The following is a 16,468-nucleotide window of genomic DNA, read 5'->3' as shown; positions in this document are numbered from 1 at the left end:
TTTTTCGAGCTCGGCGTTGATGTTTCGCGGCCAGAAATAGAATATATCATGTATGGCGTTTGATTGCAAGCATTATTTTAAAATTGATTTCAAATTAAAAGCTGTGTCTCATCCCGCTCCCAATCAACAGAACCGGAAGGTAACACAGCTTTATACAATGCATGGAACCAGACTAAGCGATGATCTCCTGAATGTATAATTCACGCTCAAGCATCAGATTCACAATTTTGCCTTCGACTTGAACCATCGGACGGGTAGGATTGCTGCGGTCAGTGAAAATGATTTCACCATGACGTCCATCACTTAGCATGATTCTGGTTCCATTGTATAAGTCGGTTGTTTTTTGAATAAAGGTCTGAACAATCACCGGATCAAGCTTACCGAAGCTCTCCGTAAGAATCTGCTCCAATACCTTGTAAGGCGACTGTGCCTTCCTGTAGGCTTTCTCCAGGGTCATTGCGTGGAAGATATCGGCCACCGCAACAATCTTAGCGTAAAAATGAATCTGGGTACCCTCCAGATGCAACGGATAACCCGAACCATCTATTTTCTCATGATGCTGAAGGGCAGCGAGTCTGACTCCTTCATTAATCGCCGTAACATTCCGGAGCAGCTGGTAACCATAGGTTGTATGTCTGCGGACCTCTTCTAACTCAGCACCGCTCAGCGGAGTCGGCTTCTGCAGCAGTGAGACATCAACCTTCACATTTCCTATATCATGCAGCAAGCCGGCAAAAGCAGCCTGCATCCAATCCTTCTGCGGATATCCGCACCATTGGGCTATTTTATAAGAGGTTAGAGCTGAAAGTACAGCGTTATGATAATTATAGTCCTGATCATTAATAACGCGCGGAGTAAATTTTAAGACATGATAATCCTTGAGCTCATTGATCAGTGCCTCTAACTGACTCCGCAATTCATAAATAGGCAGCGGAGCTGCGGCAACAGAACGGTAGCTCTGCTTAACCAAGGCCAGCATTTTCTCGTACTCATCATGAAGGGGAGAATTGCTCTTGGCAAGCAACGACTCATTGATGGTCGCTCCTGTTTTAACCGAGACAGGCTTCGTACCGGCTTTAGCCGGCTCTGAGGGCTTGTTCTCACCCTGGGCTCCCTCTATCTCAACCTGTTGAACCAGGAAAGCCTGCAAAATCTCAATATCCCGGGGTAATATGACCTTACCCTTAGAGAATAGTACGCTCCCCAAGGGGGTAACGACGTCTTTAATAATTTTCGAACCTGGTTTTACTTCTGCAACGGATATGTTTGGCATAAACTCAGCCCCTCTGTCTCTGTGAAACTTACGCTCAGGAATGCTGCTCTGCTGGAGAGACTGAACATTACCGGCCACCAATGCTACCTTGCGGCAACTAACCGCCTAACTCTCTAATTATATTATGGATATCGGCAAGCGACTAGATAGTGTGCAGTTAATTCCTAAAATATATTGTTGTACTCCATTTCCAGACGTAAAAAAGCATGAGCTCCTGGGATCAGAAACTCATGCTTCATTAGTTAAATCTACTCGAGACTATCCTCTTCACCTTCAGCATCTGCTTCAGGCTCTGAATCAGTCACCGGTTCTATTTCGTCTACTATTGTACCTTGTATTTCTTCGCCATCCTCGTGTTCAGACAGATCTTCCTCTTCTTTGTCCGCTCTGCAAAGAGTAGCTACAGCATCATCCTCACGGATGTTGATCAGCTTAACGCCCTGTGCATAACGGCCCATAGTAGAAATACCATCCATGCTTGTACGGATCAATGTTCCGCTTGTCGTGATAATCATCAGGTCTTCATCATTCTTAACAACCTTCAGACCGACTACCGGGCCATTCTTATCCGTAAGATTGATCGTCTTAATCCCTTTACCGCCACGGGTCTGGGAACGGTAATCACCGGCAGGTGTCCGTTTGCCGTAACCTTTGGTCGTTACGATCAGCACTTCAAGCTCCTTATCCACGCAATCCATACCGATGACATGGTCGTTGTCATCAAGGGTGATCCCCTTAACCCCGGTTGCACTGCGGCCCATTGAACGTACATCGTTCTCGGAGAAGGTAATTGACATACCGCGCGCAGTACCGATAATCAGGTTCTGCTGACCGTCGGTCAGCTTCACTTCGATCAAGGAATCCTCTTCGCGGAGATTGATCGCAATCAGTCCGCCTTTGCGGATGTTATTGTAATCTTCCAGAGGCGTCTTCTTCACGATCCCCTCACGGGTCGCAAAGAACAGATACTTGTCGCTGTCTGCTTCTTCAACCTGAATTACTGCACTGATCTTCTCACCCTGCTCGATCTGAATCAGGTTGATGATTGGTGTTCCCCGTGCAGTACGTCCAAGCTCTGGAATCTCATAGGCCTTAATCCGGTATACTTTACCCTTATCGGTAAAGAACATCAGATAGTTATGAGAATTGCTCACGAAGAGATGCTCCACGAAATCCTCATCCTTAGTGTCCATGCCAATGACGCCGCGTCCGCCGCGCTTCTGGCTGCGGTAGGTGCTGACCGGCAGGCGCTTGATGTAGCCGGTATGCGTAATAGTGATGACGACTTCTTCACGCGGAATCAGATCCTCATCAAGAATGCTCTCTTCCCCAACGGTGATTTCAGTACGGCGGTCATCGGAAAATTTATCGCGAATTTCCTGAAGCTCATTACTGATAATCTCCAGTACAAGATGCTCATTAGCCAAAATCTCGCGGTACTCCGCAATCTTGGCCAGCAGCTCGTTATATTCATTCTCAATTTTCTCACGTTCCAGACCGGTCAGACGCTGCATCCGCATATCAAGGATCGCTTGTGCCTGCTCGATGCTAAGGCTGAAGGTCTCCATCAGGCCTTCACGGGCAATATCTGTTGTCCGTGAAGCTCTGATCAGGGCGATTACCTCATCCAGATGATCCAGCGCAATGCGCAGACCTTCCAGAATATGTGCCCGTGCCTCTGCCTTCTTCAGATCAAAGACAGTCCGGCGGCGGATAACTTCAATTTGGTGCTGCAAATAGTGATACAGCACATCACGAAGATTGAGAATTTCCGGCTGATTGTTCACGATCGCCAACATATTGATGCCGAATGTAGATTGCATTGCCGTATGCTTGTACAGGTTATTCAGTACAACACTCGGATTAACATCGCGTCTCATCTCGACCACTACACGCATACCGGTACGGTCGGATTCATCCCGCAGATCTGTTATGCCCTCAATCCGCTTCTCGCGTACGAGCTCTGCAATCTTCTCAACCAGTCTCGCCTTGTTGACCTGATAAGGCAATTCATGCACGATGATCCGGGCTTTACCATTGTTCTCTTCAATTGTCGCTTTGGCACGCATCGTAACCGATCCGCGGCCTGTGCGATAGGCCTGGCGAATACCCTCGCGGCCTAAGATGTAGCCAGCCGTAGGGAAATCCGGCCCTTGAATATATTCCATGAGTTCCATAGGTGTAATGTCCGGATTCTTGATCATTGCCTGTACGCCATCAATGACCTCACCTAAATTATGCGGAGGAATATTGGTAGCCATACCTACAGCTATCCCTGATACCCCGTTTACAAGCAGGTTGGGATAACGGGCAGGCAGAACTACAGGCTCATGCTCTTCACCGTCATAGTTGGGTGCGAAATCAACAGTTTCCTTGTTGAGATCACGAAGCATTTCACCTGCGATTTTGGAGAGGCGTGCTTCTGTGTAACGCATCGCTGCAGCCATATCTCCATCGATCGAACCGAAGTTTCCGTGACCGTCTACGAGCATATACCGCATAGAGAAATCCTGGGCCATACGTACCATCGTCTCATATACGGCAGAGTCTCCGTGAGGGTGGTACTTACCGATAACCTCGCCGACGATTCTCGCTGACTTCTTGTGAGGTTTATCCGGAGACATTCCGAGTTCCGACATCGCAAACAAAATGCGTCGGTGAACAGGCTTAAGTCCGTCCCGCACATCCGGCAAAGCTCGGCTTACAATGATGCTCATTGCGTAATCCATAAAGGATTCGCGCATTTCCTCACCAATGTCCCGATCTTTGATTTGCGGGTTATTTTGTTCAGCCATGAGTTGCTGGACCTCCTTCAGTTAAAAACCGCTACCCTTTATTATATTACTTTCACAAAAACAGCACAATTAAACACGGGTAGCCTTATATCTGCTATTATTCATTTCTTTTAGCACATGTAGGGGTATATGCCCTTTCCGCCAATGCCTTCAGTACATAGACTATACAGACAAGAGGAGTGGCTTTATGGCCCTATTTTCGCTCATAGAGGCATAACCTCATATCCTTATATTATAACATTATTTAGCTAGCTTGTCCTGACAATTAAGCATGCAAAATTCAATGAAGAATAGGCTAGGAGGAAGATAATGAGGATTCAACGGGTGTCCAGTAAATGGGCTAAAACAGCAGTCATCCTGCAAAACCGTCTGCTGGCAATCTTCATTCCGGAAACGCGAAAATATAAGATGGAGCATTTGTCTGAGCTGCTTGAAGTCTATGGCACGGTATATATTAAGCCTGACCGCGGGACCTATGGTACCGGGGTTATGCGGGCCGAACGGCGCACAGTACACTTAAGCCCCAGCGGACAGCAACCGGATCTTGAGGACACAGCAGCAGACAGTGGTGTACCCGAAACACGGGAGCAGGTCATGTACATTTTACGATATGCCAAGGATGCAGAGGTATATAACTCGGTAGAAGAACTCCATGCTGCATTAATCTCTAAAATCAAAGGACGTCCCTATCTGGTGCAGCAGGGAATCGATCTGCTGTGCCACCAGGGAAGGCCGTTTGATCTGCGCGTGCTCACACAAAAAAATCCGGGTGGCTCCTGGGAGACCACAGGTATGCTCGGAAGAGTGGCCGCACCGCAAAAAGTAGTCACGAACTATCATAACGGGGGCAGTATAATCTCCGTGGAGGCATTGTTTAAAGAGCACATGAAGCCAGGGGAAATGGCGAAAACGATTCAGCAGCTTAAATCATTGGGAGTCAAAATTGCCGCACAGCTTGAAACCGCCTACCCCGGACTCAAAGAAATCGGGTTGGACGTGGCAATAGATCAGCATCATGACCTGTGGCTGCTTGAGGTTAACACACTCCCCGCGATCATGGTGTTCAAAATGTTTCCCGATAAATCCATTTACCGCAGAATTCACCGCTATGCTGTTGCCTATGGACGTTTAAAAAGAACCCGGCCAGCAACCCGCCCCCGCCGCAAACTTCTCTCCAAACTATAATAAAACCCCCGGTCTGCTATTCAATTACGAATAGAAGCCGGGGGTCTGTGTCTGTCATCTGTCAGGGGGTATTATCAGATATCAAGGTTACGAACCGATTGCGCATGCTCCTGAATAAACTCACGGCGCGGTTCAACGTTATCACCCATCAGTGTATCAAAAATACCGTCAGCCAAAATAGCATCCTCAATCGTTACCTGCAGCATCATACGGCTCTCAGGGTCCATGGTAGTATCCCACAGCTGAGTGGCATTCATTTCTCCGAGACCTTTATAGCGCTGAACATTGACCTTAACATTCTCACCAAAGGTAGCGATAATTTCATCGCGTTCTCTCTCGGTTTGAGCGTAGCGGATTACCTTGTTGCGCTCAATCTTGAACAGCGGCGGCTGCGCGATATAGATATATCCCGCTTCGATAATCTTCCGCATGTAGCGGTAGAAGAAGGTTAGCAGCAGGGTACGGATATGGGCACCGTCGACGTCTGCATCGGTCATGATAACAATTTTGTGGTAACGGGCTTTGGACAGATCGAAATCATCGCTGATGCCTGTTCCGAGAGCGGTAATAATCGCCCGGATTTCAGCATTGGACAAAATACGGTCAAGCCTTGCCTTCTCGACGTTCAGGATCTTCCCGCGCAGCGGCAGAATCGCCTGGAAATGACGGTCGCGCCCCTGCTTGGCAGATCCGCCGGCAGAGTCCCCTTCGACGATGTACAACTCGCTGATCGAAGCATCCTTGGACGAACAGTCAGCCAGCTTACCGGGAAGGGCGCTGACTTCAAGCGCACTCTTACGCCGGGTCAGCTCACGGGCTTTACGTGCCGCTTCACGGGCACGGGAAGCCTGCAGGGATTTCTCCAGCACACGCCGTGAAACCGCCGGGTTCTCTTCCAGAAACTCCTGGAGCTTCTCCCCGAACAGCGACTCTACAATTCCGCGTACTTCACTGTTGCCAAGCTTAGTCTTCGTCTGGCCTTCGAACTGCGGCTCAGGAATTTTAACGGAAATAATCGCCGTTAACCCTTCACGAACATCATCCCCGGTCAGGTTGCCGCTGCTATCCTTAATAACTCCCGTCTTGCGGGCATAGTCATTGATTATTCTTGTCAAGGCGCTCTTAAAGCCGGATTCATGCGTCCCGCCTTCGTGCGTATTGATATTATTAGCAAAAGAGTAAATGTTCTCTGTATAAGAATCGTTGTACTGCAGGGCTACTTCAACTGCAATCATATCCCGTGAGCCTTCCACGTAGATAGGTTCCTCGTGCAGTGCTTCTTTTTTCTCGTTCAAATATTTCACATACTCAACGATACCGCCATCATATCTGAACGAGTTGGAAACTCCCGTCCGTTCATCCAGCAGCGAAAGCTCAATCCCCTTGTTAAGAAAAGCCAGCTCACGAATACGTGTAAGCAATGTAGAATATTCAAAAACAGTCGTTTCGGTAAAAATCTCCGGGTCGGGAAGGAAAGTTGTAGTTGTGCCGGTTTCATCGGAATCTCCGATGATTTTGATATCATACTGCGGTGCACCTCGTCTGTATTCCTGCTGGTAGACATGGCCGTCACGCTTAACGGTTACAACTACCTTCTCGGACAAGGCGTTCACGACTGAAATACCTACGCCATGCAGACCGCCGGATACCTTGTACCCGCCGCCGCCGAACTTACCGCCTGCATGCAGGACAGTCATTACAACTTCAAGCGTTGATTTCTTCAGCTTCACATTCTCACCAACAGGAATCCCCCGCCCGTTATCAATAACGGTAACACTGTTATCTTCATGTATAATCACTTGAATCCGGTCGCAAAAACCTGCCAGCGCCTCATCGATACTATTATCGACAACCTCCCAGACCAAATGATGCAGACCTTTGGCACTAGTGGAGCCGATGTACATGCCGGGACGTTTCCGAACAGCTTCCAGCCCCTCAAGCACCTGAATCTGGCTCTCATCATATGTCGGTTGATTCATTGACATGCCTTCACCTACTTCTTTCAGATTATCTCTTGTAACCCAGATTAAACTATATCTCTAACAAGATTTTGGCTCTTTTTTTGAGAGTGGAGGAGGATATAGGGGAGTAGTATACCGTATTTTTGGTGACGACGATGGATTTCGCTTCCTCTTCACCGATTCGTTCCAATTTTTTGTCCTGGCCCGAATGAACGATGAACTGCTTCGACACCTTGGAGGATTTCTCAATCGATATATCAAATATAGCAATCAATTCTGAAGACCTGATAATCTTCTCCCCGCCCAAATGAATATACATGCTCTGCCTCCGCTCTTTAATTCTCCACTTTTCCTTCATGAACATGAAACAGGCTTGCGTCCTTAAGCTTATCAGCATTTAAACTCTCCACACCGGTGGCGGTGATGAAGGTCTGCACCTTGCTCTGGAAAGTTTCGATAAGCTGGGTCTGACGATAGGGATCAAGTTCGGACAAAACGTCATCAAGAAGCAGCACAGGATACTCTCCGATTTCCTCATGGATCAGTTCAATTTCCGCCAGCTTGAGCGATAAAGCTGTCGTACGCTGCTGTCCCTGGGAACCGTAGACCTGAGCTTCTCTTCCGTTGATAAAAAAGGACAGGTCATCCCTATGGGGACCCGTCAGCGTCATGCCGCGCCTGATTTCCTGTTCTCTCGTTTGTGATAACTTTAACATAAATTTGTCCAATAAGACAGCTTCATCTTCCTCTTCACGCTCTCCGAAGGAAGGAACATACAGCAGTTTAAGCTCTTCTCCGCCGTTCGTAATGCCCCGGTGAATGCTCTCTGCCCATATTTGCAGCTTCTTTATGAATTGTTTCCTTTTTTTGACGATTTTAACACCATGCTCTACAAGTTGGGCATCCCATATTTCTAAAAGCTCTTTGCCTGCAGCTTCCTTGCCCCATAGCTGCTTCAGCAAATTGCCTCTCTGGAGGAGGACTTTCTGATACTGCTGTAAGTGAAAAAGGTAGCTGGGCTGCACCTGCCCGATTTCCATATCGAGAAAACGGCGGCGGATACCCGGCGTACCTTTGACAATTTCCAAATCTTCCGGAGCAAACATGACCACATTAAGCGAGCCGACAAATTCGCTCAGCCGGCGCTGCTCCAGTCCGTTGATCCTGGCTTTTTTGCCCTGGGCGGACAACGTCAGCTCCAGCTTCAAATCCCCGTACTTGCGCTCTACTTCGGCAACAATCTGAGCAGATCCTCCTGGAGCATCAAACGAAATGAGCTCCTTGTCCTTGGATGTGCGGTGGCTTTTCGTCATCGCCAGAACAAACAGAGCCTCCATGAGGTTTGTTTTGCCCTGGGCGTTCTGGCCAAGAATCAGGTTCACATCGCCCAGATTTTCCAGACGCAGCAACCCGTAGTTGCGATAATGCTGCAGACCGATATTTTTGACAAACACGAAGCTTAAGCCTCCCCGAAGTACTACTCTTTTATTCCGCCGCCTTCAACCTCAAAAACGCCGTTGTCCTGTACCTCTATTCTATCACCCGGGTAGAGCTTTCTTCCACGCCGATCTTCTTTTTCTCCGTTAACGAGCACATGGCCCTCCTGCAGCAAAGCCTTAGCCATTCCCCCTGTGGATACACAATCAGAGAGCTTCAGGAATTGGTCGAGCTTAATATATCCACTGTGGATAAGTATTTTTTTCATGTTTTTTTATCCTTTCCACCACTTATCCACAGGTCCGTGAACAGCGGCGTTAGTTAGTTGTGCGGTAAGGCAGAATCACATACAGGCTGCGGCTCTCATCTAGAGGCCGTAAGATGATCGGACTCATCATGCCCGTAAAAGCAATAACCAGCTGCTCGCTTTCGACAACCTTCAGCACATCCAGCATATATTTCGAGTTGAAGGAAATTTTCAGCGGTTCGCCTTTGAAATCAATGACTTCCAGTTCTTCACGGACTTTACCCAGCTCTGAGGAGCTGGAGGAGATCTCAACATCACCGTTATCCAAAGTCTGCATGCGCACAATATTTGTTTTTTCCTCACGGGACAGCAAATAAGCACGGTCGATGGATTCGCTTAATTTTTTTGTATCGAGCGTTAGTTCTGTTTTGTAGTTGGTCGGAATAATTCTAGAAGTATCCGGATAAATGCCGTCCAGGATGCGCGAATAGAACAGCACTTTATCGATTTTGAACAGAACCTGGTTATCGGCCACGACAATATCAACCAGCATATTCTGGTCCGGAATAATTTTACTCAGCTCATTCAGCGTTTTGCCGGCGATTACGACATTCGCAAATTGTACGCTTTCTGTACCTTCCAGGTGCGCTGCTCGTGTGGCCAGGCGGTGGCGGTCAGTCGCCGTGAATTTGAATTCATTATCGCTCAAATTCCACAGAATCCCGGTGAGGATTGGTGTTGTTTCTTGGGTAGAGATGGAGAAAGCGGTCTGTTTGATCATATTCTTCAGCAGGTCGCCCGGCAGAGAGATCGTTTCATTCTCTTCAATGCTGGGCAGAACAGGAAATTCCTCAGGATCAAGACCGACGATTTGAATCTCGGTGGATCCGGAGGAGATATAGGTTTGGAAGCCTTCCTTGACTTCCATGTGAATTTCTTTGGAGGGAAGCTTCTTGATAATCTCAACGAAGAATTTGGCAGGAAGCACTACGCTTCCGGGCTGTTCGACTTTTACGATCGTATGGCTGTCATTTTCAGCCGGAATGAAGGATTGAATCGAAATATCCGTGTCGCTTGCAGTCAGTGTAACTCCCTGATGGCTAACTTCAAACTTGATGCCGGTCAGAATCGGAATAGTCGTTCTGCTGGAGATAGCTTTGGATACATGCCCGATGGATTCGTTGAGTTCATTTTTAAGAATGCTTATTTTCATGATTTCACTCCTAGCTGAAAAGTTGGGAAATAGGCTTACGTTTATCCTCTTTGAAACCTGCTCTTAGAAGATGAATTATTATAGATCTTTAATAGTATTAGTAGTAGGGGCTCCGTTTATGTGGATAACTCCCTTAAACAGCATAAAATTAAGCCTACCCACATGTGTATAGATTGTGTATAGGCTCTTTGTTCCTCTTAGGAAGGATTTTTAATTTTCTCCGCAAGATTATTGACCACTTTGTACAACTCCTGATCGACCTTTAATGACTGTGTTATCTTCTCATGGGCATGAATTACAGTTGTATGATCGCGTCCTCCAAAGGCTTCGCCAATCTTAGGCAGCGAATAATCCGTTAGTTCACGCGAGAGATACATTGCGATTTGCCGCGGAAAAGCGACGGCTTTGGTACGTTTGCGCGCTTTGAAATCTTCCATGCGCAAATTGTAGTATTCTCCGACCTTTTGCTGAATATCACCGATGGTGATCATTTTTGGCCGGCTGGACGGGATAATGTCCTTCAGTGCCTCGGCTGCCAGATGAGTGGTTACATCCTGGTTGGTTAGTGAGGAGTAAGCCACAACCCGGATCAGCGCGCCTTCCAGCTCACGGATATTCGTATCAATCTGGTTAGCGATATACATCATTGCCTCATTGGGGATGTCAAGGTTCTCCGCTTTGGCCTTTTTACGCAGAATGGCAATCCGCGTCTCCAGATCCGGCGGCTGAATATCGGTAATAAGTCCCCATTCAAACCGGGAGCGCAGCCGTTCTTCCAGTGTTGGAATTTCCTTTGGCGGACGGTCACTGGAGATGATGATTTGCTTGCGTTCTTCATGCAGAGCGTTAAACGTATGGAAAAATTCCTCCTGCGTAGACTCTTTGCCGGCCAGGAATTGAATATCGTCAATTAGCAGAATGTCAACATTGCGGTATTTGTTGCGGAAGCTTTCGCCGCGGTTGTCACGGATGGAATTGATGAACTCATTCGTAAATTTCTCGGACGAGATGTAGATAACCTTATTGTTAGGGTTATGTTCCAGCACATAGTGCCCGATGGCATGCATTAAGTGGGTTTTTCCCAGTCCCACGCCGCCGTACAAGAAGAGGGGGTTATAAGCCTTGGCCGGCGCTTCGGCCACAGCCAGCGAGGCTGCATGCGCAAAACGGTTGCCGGAACCGATTACGAACGTATCGAACGTATATTTCGGATTAAGCAGATGGGTCTGCGCTTCTTCACGCGATACTGCAGGCGAAGGCGCCATCTGTTGAATTACAGGCTCTGAGGGTTTGTTCTCCTCAATTACAAATTTGACGTCCACCTGTTGTCCGGTAACCTCATAAACTGTAGCTCCTACCAGTTTTGTGTAACGACTTTCCAGCCATTCTACGGCAAAAGTTGTAGGTGCCGAGATGATAAGGGCCTGAGAGCTAAACGATAATGCTTTCGTCGCTTTAAACCATGTATCAAAACTCGGTTTGCTTAGTTTAGTTTGAATAATCGATAAAATTTGCTGCCATAATTCGGAAGTATGGCTGTCCACAGACTGTCACTCCTTTAAATCTTCCAAATGTGGCGTCAGCCATGAAGTGGAAATGTCGAAGAAAATGGGTTCGTGCTGAATCTTATCCCCAATATGCAATATCAAGAGACAAAAAAATATGGATAAATTTGAATTGTTCACAACTTTATCCACAGCTTGTTGATAATATAGAGAACAAACAAATCTATTCACATTCAAAAGTAATACCATCATAGCAAAACCACCCTTGTTTTTCAATGAGCCGAGCCATTTTATCCACAAATTCAATCACTTGTGTATAATTTTTAAGAACACCACTACATATTGTTGATAATTTGTTTACCGTTCGACAGGTTCCGTCATGTCCCCTATTTTTTTATACACAGGTTGTGCTCACTTTTGTGAATGTGGATTTATTTTTTAGTCACAGGTGGATAACTGTAAAAGCTTGTGGATTAGTTTTTTGAATCTAAAGGACTGTGGATAAACAATCTGCGGACAGGAGGAGGGAGTACAGAGAAACGGTTGACTTTTGGGACGATTCTGTGTTTAAATATATAAAGGTGTTTTCTGTGAGGATATGTCTCCAAATTTAATTGATAATACTTGTAGATACTGTCCCTACTCAAAAGGGCGGCTTAGACCGTTTCTGCTAATATGACAGTAATTAAGATCCTGTAAGGGAGGTGCAATACATGAGACCGACGTTCAAACCGAATGTGAGCAAACGCAAGAAGGTGCATGGTTTCCGCAAAAGAATGAGCACGAAAAACGGCCGTAAAGTGCTGGCAGCCCGCCGCCTGAAAGGCAGAAAAGTTTTGAGTGCGTAAGTTAGGCCACTTAGGGACCACTGCGGTGGTCCTTTTTTAAATATAAGGGGGCATAAATGCAGATCTGTATTTTTTGCTTCCTTATATAGGGCAGAAACGGATATCGTCCTGTTATATGGAAGAAAGCCGTTTTCTTATTTGTGAATGGACACTTTTTAGGCTCTGCAAAGGCTCCTGGCTACACTTTGCGGGCCTTTTTTAACAGATAAGAATTTATAAGTGTCATACTCTAAATTATCCTTCTCTTTCTCGCTGAAACGGATACCTCCCTAAAAAGGACGGCAAGGCCGTTTCTTCTTATGTATACGCAGATATAATGAAGAACATGCTTGATCCCGGACAAGCCGTTTATGGCGGCAGCCGGATGACTATACTAATTAGAAGATAAATTTCCGGAGCTTCCCTAAAGCCCGGTATTTGAATAGGAGATTCCCGTGCACAAAAGTTTACGATTACGAAACCGTGCGGACTTCAGCCGCGTATACCGCCATGGGAAGTCATTTGCGAATCATCAGTTTGTTGTGTACTGGTTCAGCAGAAAAGAGGTGGAGCGGTTCCGGCTTGGTGTGTCGGTCAGCAAAAAGGTCGGAAACGCCGTCGTCCGCAACCGGATGAGACGACTGGTGAAGGAAATTGTCCGTCATCACGAGCCGGAAATTGCCGGCGGGCTGGATATGGTATTTATCGTGAGAAAAGGAGCCCTAAACATGGATTATGCGGAGCTCGAGAAAAGTGCCCTCCATGTGCTGCGCAAAGCCAAGCTGCTCAAGGCTTCACGCAAGTAATGGCTGCGGAAGAGGCTTGTTTATTTGTATTCATAATTATGGTATGATTTACGGTGCAATGGAATGTTTAAGAGAGGGGTTTTGAAGTGTCTCTATTGAAGACTAAACGAGGAAAAATGTTTCTTCTCCTCGGGTTAATGGTTCTAATGATCGCTGTTTTGTCGGGATGCTCTCCGTCAACTGCAGTGACGCACACAACGGAGGATTTAAAAAACGGAGGCTTCTGGCAAAGTAATGTAGTTTATTATTTCGCCATCGCCCTCGATACGTTCGCAAAGTGGTTTAATGGACAATATGGACTGGCCGTCCTTGTAATGGTTATCATTGTCCGCACGTTAATTTTGCCGCTTACCATGAAACAGGTGAAGAGCTCGCGTGCGATGCAGGCCATTCAACCGGAACTCGAGAAGATTAAGAAAAAATATAAAGATGAGCCTGAAAAGGTGCAGCAGGAAACAATGCGTCTCTTCCAGGAGAACAAAGTTAACCCTATGGCAGGCTGTCTGCCGCTGATTGTGCAAATGCCGATTTTTATCGCGCTTTACAACTCGATTTATTATAACCCTGATCTGCGGGAGCATTCTTTCTTATGGCTTCAGCTGGGGGAACCGGATAAATTGTTTATCCTGCCGCTGCTAGCTGCGGCTACAACGTTCCTCCAGACCCGGATGATGACCAAAATGAATCCGGTTCAGCAGCAGGGTCCGATGCAGTTCATGATGATGGTATATCCGGTTCTGATATTCATCATGTCGTACAACTTCCCGGCTGCTCTTCCTTTGTACTGGGTATACAGCAACATCTATACCATCATTCAGAACTACTTCTTATACCGCAACAACGATAAGACCAAATTGGCTGTCGCAGCTGCCGATACCGGCAAAGAAATTAATCTTGTGAAGGGCAAGGGTACAAGCGCTCGCAAGGATGTTACTCCTGCTGCCAAAGGCAATAGCGGCAAAGCAACGAAGGGGGCCAAAAAGTCAAAATGAGCAAAGTCGTCGCAACAGGGAAAACCATTGAAGAAGCTGTGGAACGGGGACTGGGCCAGCTTGGAGTTCAAAAGGACCGGGTAACGGTCAACGTACTTGAACAGCCGTCAAAAGGATTCCTTGGATTGATCGGTGCGAAAAGTGCCAAGGTGGAACTCACCTTGATTACCGAAGCCGCACCGGCGTCAGCGGCGAGTGCTCCGTCACTGCCTCAGCAGTCAACACGAGAGAGCAAACAGGAGGCTGGCGGCGGTGTGCCGCGCCAAGATTCCGGACAACCGGTGGAGGAAGCTTACCAAGAGGCCGTTCATTTCATTGTAGATGTCGCCAAGAGCATGGGGCTCACAGTGGAAGTGGAAATCGTTCATACCAAGGAATCGACCATTCTGCAAATCTCCGGTCCGGATCTCGGCCTCCTGATTGGCAGAAGAGGACAAACTCTCGATGCTCTGCAGTATTTGGCTAATATTGTGGCCAACCGTTATTCTGACAGTTTCATCCGTCTGGTGCTTGATGCGGAGAATTTCCGCGAACGCCGCAAGAAGACATTAGAAGAACTGGCTGACCGGTTGGCTGGCCGTGTAGTTCGGACCCGTAAAGAGGTTGTGCTGGAGCCCATGTCGCCACAGGAGCGTAAGATTATCCATTCCAGGCTGCAGGATCATCGTCAAGTCAGCACGCTTAGCAAAGGTGAAGAACCTAACCGGCGCGTCGTTATAACATTGAAGTAGAGATGAATACAGCCGCAATGACTCCTTGACCAATGTAAGGGGTCATTGTTTTTTTTAGAACCATAAGATTTTCGGAATTCACATTCTAAATTAAACAATATAATGAGGTGAGAAACAGCATGCTTAGTGACACCATTGCTGCCGTATCGACGGCACTGGGCGAGGGCGGAATTGCAATTATCCGCGTGAGCGGACCGGAAGCTATATCTGAGGTTGCCCCTTTGTTCCGCAGTACAACCCCGCTTACGGAAGTAGCTTCTCATACCGTTCATTATGGTCATATTATTAACCCGGTGGACGGAGAACGGATGGAAGAGGTCCTGGTGACTGTAATGAAGGGACCACGATCCTTCACAACAGAGGATGTAGTGGAGATCAGTGCCCATGGCGGAGTGATCTCAGTCAGAAGAGTGATGGATCTGCTTCTGCAGCAGGATATCCGATTAGCCGAGCCGGGTGAATTCACCAAGCGCGCTTTTCTGGGCGGGCGGATTGATCTCTCTCAGGCGGAAGCGGTCATAGATTTGATTCGTTCAAAATCGGACCGTGCATTTTCCGTTGCCCTGAAACAGGTCAGCGGATCGTTATCCGAGCGGATCAAGAGTTTGCGCCATACCCTTATAGAGACTCTGGCTCACATTGAAGTGAATATTGATTATCCTGAGCATGATGTGGAAGAATTTACGGCCGAGTTCATTAAAGAGAAAAGCAGTGAGGTAATGGAAGGTATCAATAAGCTGCTGAAGACGGCCAATGAAGGAAAAATTCTGCGTGAAGGTATTACGACGGCCATTGTCGGCCGCCCTAATGTCGGCAAGTCCTCCTTGCTTAATGCGCTTGCCCGTGACAACAAAGCGATTGTAACCGATATTCCGGGAACAACGCGTGATGTAATAGAAGAATATGTAACGATCAACAATATCCCACTGAAGCTCCTGGATACCGCCGGTATCCGGGAAACCATGGATGTCGTTGAGAAAATCGGTGTAGAACGTTCCAAGGCAGCTTTCAGTGATGCTGATCTGATCCTGCTTGTCCTTAATACAAATGAAGAATTGCATGAGGATGAATTGGCACTAATGGAACAAATCCACGGTAGACAAGCCTTAGTCATCATGAATAAAATGGACTTACCGCCACGCCTGGACAAAGCCAAGCTGCTTACGTTCTTTGACGAATCGAGCATTGTGCCGATGTCGGTGCTGGAGGAGGAAGGGCTGGATAAGCTGGAGGAAGCCATTTCGGAGCTGTTTTTCGGCGGCAAACTGGAATCGGGCGATCTTACTTATGTCAGTAATGTACGGCATATCGCCTTGCTCAAAAAAGCGTATAAATCGCTGCAGGATGCTTTTGAAGCAGCTGATATGTTTGTTCCAATTGATATGATTCAAATTGACGTGCGTCTGGCTTGGGAGCAGCTTGGGGAGATTATCGGTGATACCGCTGCTGATTCGCTGCTAGACCAGATTTTCTCGCAGTTCTGTCTGGGCAAATAA

At 47.3% G+C, this 16,468-nt stretch carries 14 protein-coding genes; 6 read left to right on the top strand and 8 right to left on the bottom strand.

Annotation, left to right across the window (positions count from 1 at the left end; genetic code table 11):
* Positions 1-172: 172 nt before the first annotated feature.
* Complete coding sequence (locus tag AQR02_RS22590; RefSeq protein ID WP_054942661.1) at positions 173-1,273, bottom strand: HD-GYP domain-containing protein; 1,101 nt, start codon at positions 1,271-1,273, stop codon at positions 173-175.
* 248 nt (positions 1,274-1,521) lie between these two features.
* Positions 1,522-4,068: a DNA gyrase subunit A gene (gene gyrA, locus AQR02_RS22585; RefSeq protein WP_054942660.1), complete on the bottom strand. Its 2,547-nt coding sequence runs from the start codon at positions 4,066-4,068 to the stop codon at positions 1,522-1,524.
* 309 nt (positions 4,069-4,377) lie between these two features.
* Between gyrA and AQR02_RS22580 the strand changes: the two genes are divergently transcribed.
* A complete protein-coding gene (locus AQR02_RS22580) occupies positions 4,378-5,253 on the top strand; it encodes a YheC/YheD family protein (protein ID WP_054942659.1) in 876 nt (291 codons plus the stop codon).
* Positions 5,254-5,327: 74 nt separating this feature from the next.
* Here AQR02_RS22580 and gyrB read toward each other — a convergent pair whose 3' ends face one another.
* The 6 genes from gyrB to dnaA form a co-directional block, all read right to left on the bottom strand.
* Positions 5,328-7,238, bottom strand: a complete 1,911-nt coding sequence (gene gyrB / locus AQR02_RS22575; RefSeq protein WP_054942658.1) for a DNA topoisomerase (ATP-hydrolyzing) subunit B — start codon at positions 7,236-7,238, stop codon at positions 5,328-5,330.
* Positions 7,239-7,284: 46 nt separating this feature from the next.
* Positions 7,285-7,533, bottom strand: a complete 249-nt coding sequence (remB, locus tag AQR02_RS22570) for an extracellular matrix regulator RemB (RefSeq protein ID WP_054942657.1) — start codon at positions 7,531-7,533, stop codon at positions 7,285-7,287.
* 16 nt (positions 7,534-7,549) lie between these two features.
* Complete coding sequence (recF, locus tag AQR02_RS22565) at positions 7,550-8,668, bottom strand: DNA replication/repair protein RecF (protein WP_054942656.1); 1,119 nt, start codon at positions 8,666-8,668, stop codon at positions 7,550-7,552.
* A gap of 23 nt (positions 8,669-8,691) precedes the next feature.
* Positions 8,692-8,919 (bottom strand): S4 domain-containing protein YaaA, encoded by a 228-nt coding sequence (gene yaaA, locus AQR02_RS22560; protein ID WP_054942655.1) that lies wholly within the window; start codon positions 8,917-8,919, stop codon positions 8,692-8,694.
* 49 nt (positions 8,920-8,968) lie between these two features.
* Positions 8,969-10,111 carry a DNA polymerase III subunit beta gene (gene dnaN / locus AQR02_RS22555; RefSeq protein WP_054942654.1) on the bottom strand — a complete coding sequence of 381 codons (1,143 nt, stop codon included), beginning with the start codon at positions 10,109-10,111 and terminating at the stop codon, positions 8,969-8,971.
* Between the two features lie 197 nt (positions 10,112-10,308).
* Complete coding sequence (gene dnaA / locus AQR02_RS22550) at positions 10,309-11,655, bottom strand: chromosomal replication initiator protein DnaA (protein ID WP_054942653.1); 1,347 nt, start codon at positions 11,653-11,655, stop codon at positions 10,309-10,311.
* 674 nt (positions 11,656-12,329) lie between these two features.
* On the opposite strand from dnaA, the gene rpmH reads away from it, so the two are divergent.
* The 5 genes from rpmH to mnmE all read left to right on the top strand — a co-directional run bounded on the left by rpmH (position 12,330) and on the right by mnmE (position 16,468).
* Complete coding sequence (rpmH, locus tag AQR02_RS22545; RefSeq protein ID WP_019914530.1) at positions 12,330-12,464, top strand: 50S ribosomal protein L34; 135 nt, start codon at positions 12,330-12,332, stop codon at positions 12,462-12,464.
* 434 nt (positions 12,465-12,898) lie between these two features.
* Entirely contained in the window at positions 12,899-13,249 is a 351-nt protein-coding gene (gene rnpA, locus AQR02_RS22540; RefSeq protein WP_054942652.1) for a ribonuclease P protein component, read from the top strand.
* Between the two features lie 86 nt (positions 13,250-13,335).
* Complete coding sequence (locus AQR02_RS22535) at positions 13,336-14,241, top strand: YidC/Oxa1 family membrane protein insertase (protein ID WP_054942651.1); 906 nt, start codon at positions 13,336-13,338, stop codon at positions 14,239-14,241.
* The gene (gene jag, locus AQR02_RS22530) at positions 14,238-14,972 is read left to right on the top strand and encodes an RNA-binding cell elongation regulator Jag/EloR (RefSeq protein ID WP_054942650.1); all 735 of its coding nucleotides are present in this window, start codon (positions 14,238-14,240) and stop codon (positions 14,970-14,972) included. The genes AQR02_RS22535 and jag overlap by 4 nt, the downstream gene beginning before the upstream one ends.
* A gap of 119 nt (positions 14,973-15,091) precedes the next feature.
* Complete coding sequence (mnmE, locus tag AQR02_RS22525; protein ID WP_054942649.1) at positions 15,092-16,468, top strand: tRNA uridine-5-carboxymethylaminomethyl(34) synthesis GTPase MnmE; 1,377 nt, start codon at positions 15,092-15,094, stop codon at positions 16,466-16,468.

It is taken from the genome of Paenibacillus ihuae (assembly GCF_001368795.1).
GTDB lineage: Bacteria > Bacillota > Bacilli > Paenibacillales > Paenibacillaceae > Paenibacillus_AQ > Paenibacillus_AQ ihuae.
This window is presented reverse-complemented; position numbering and strand designations above follow the sequence as displayed.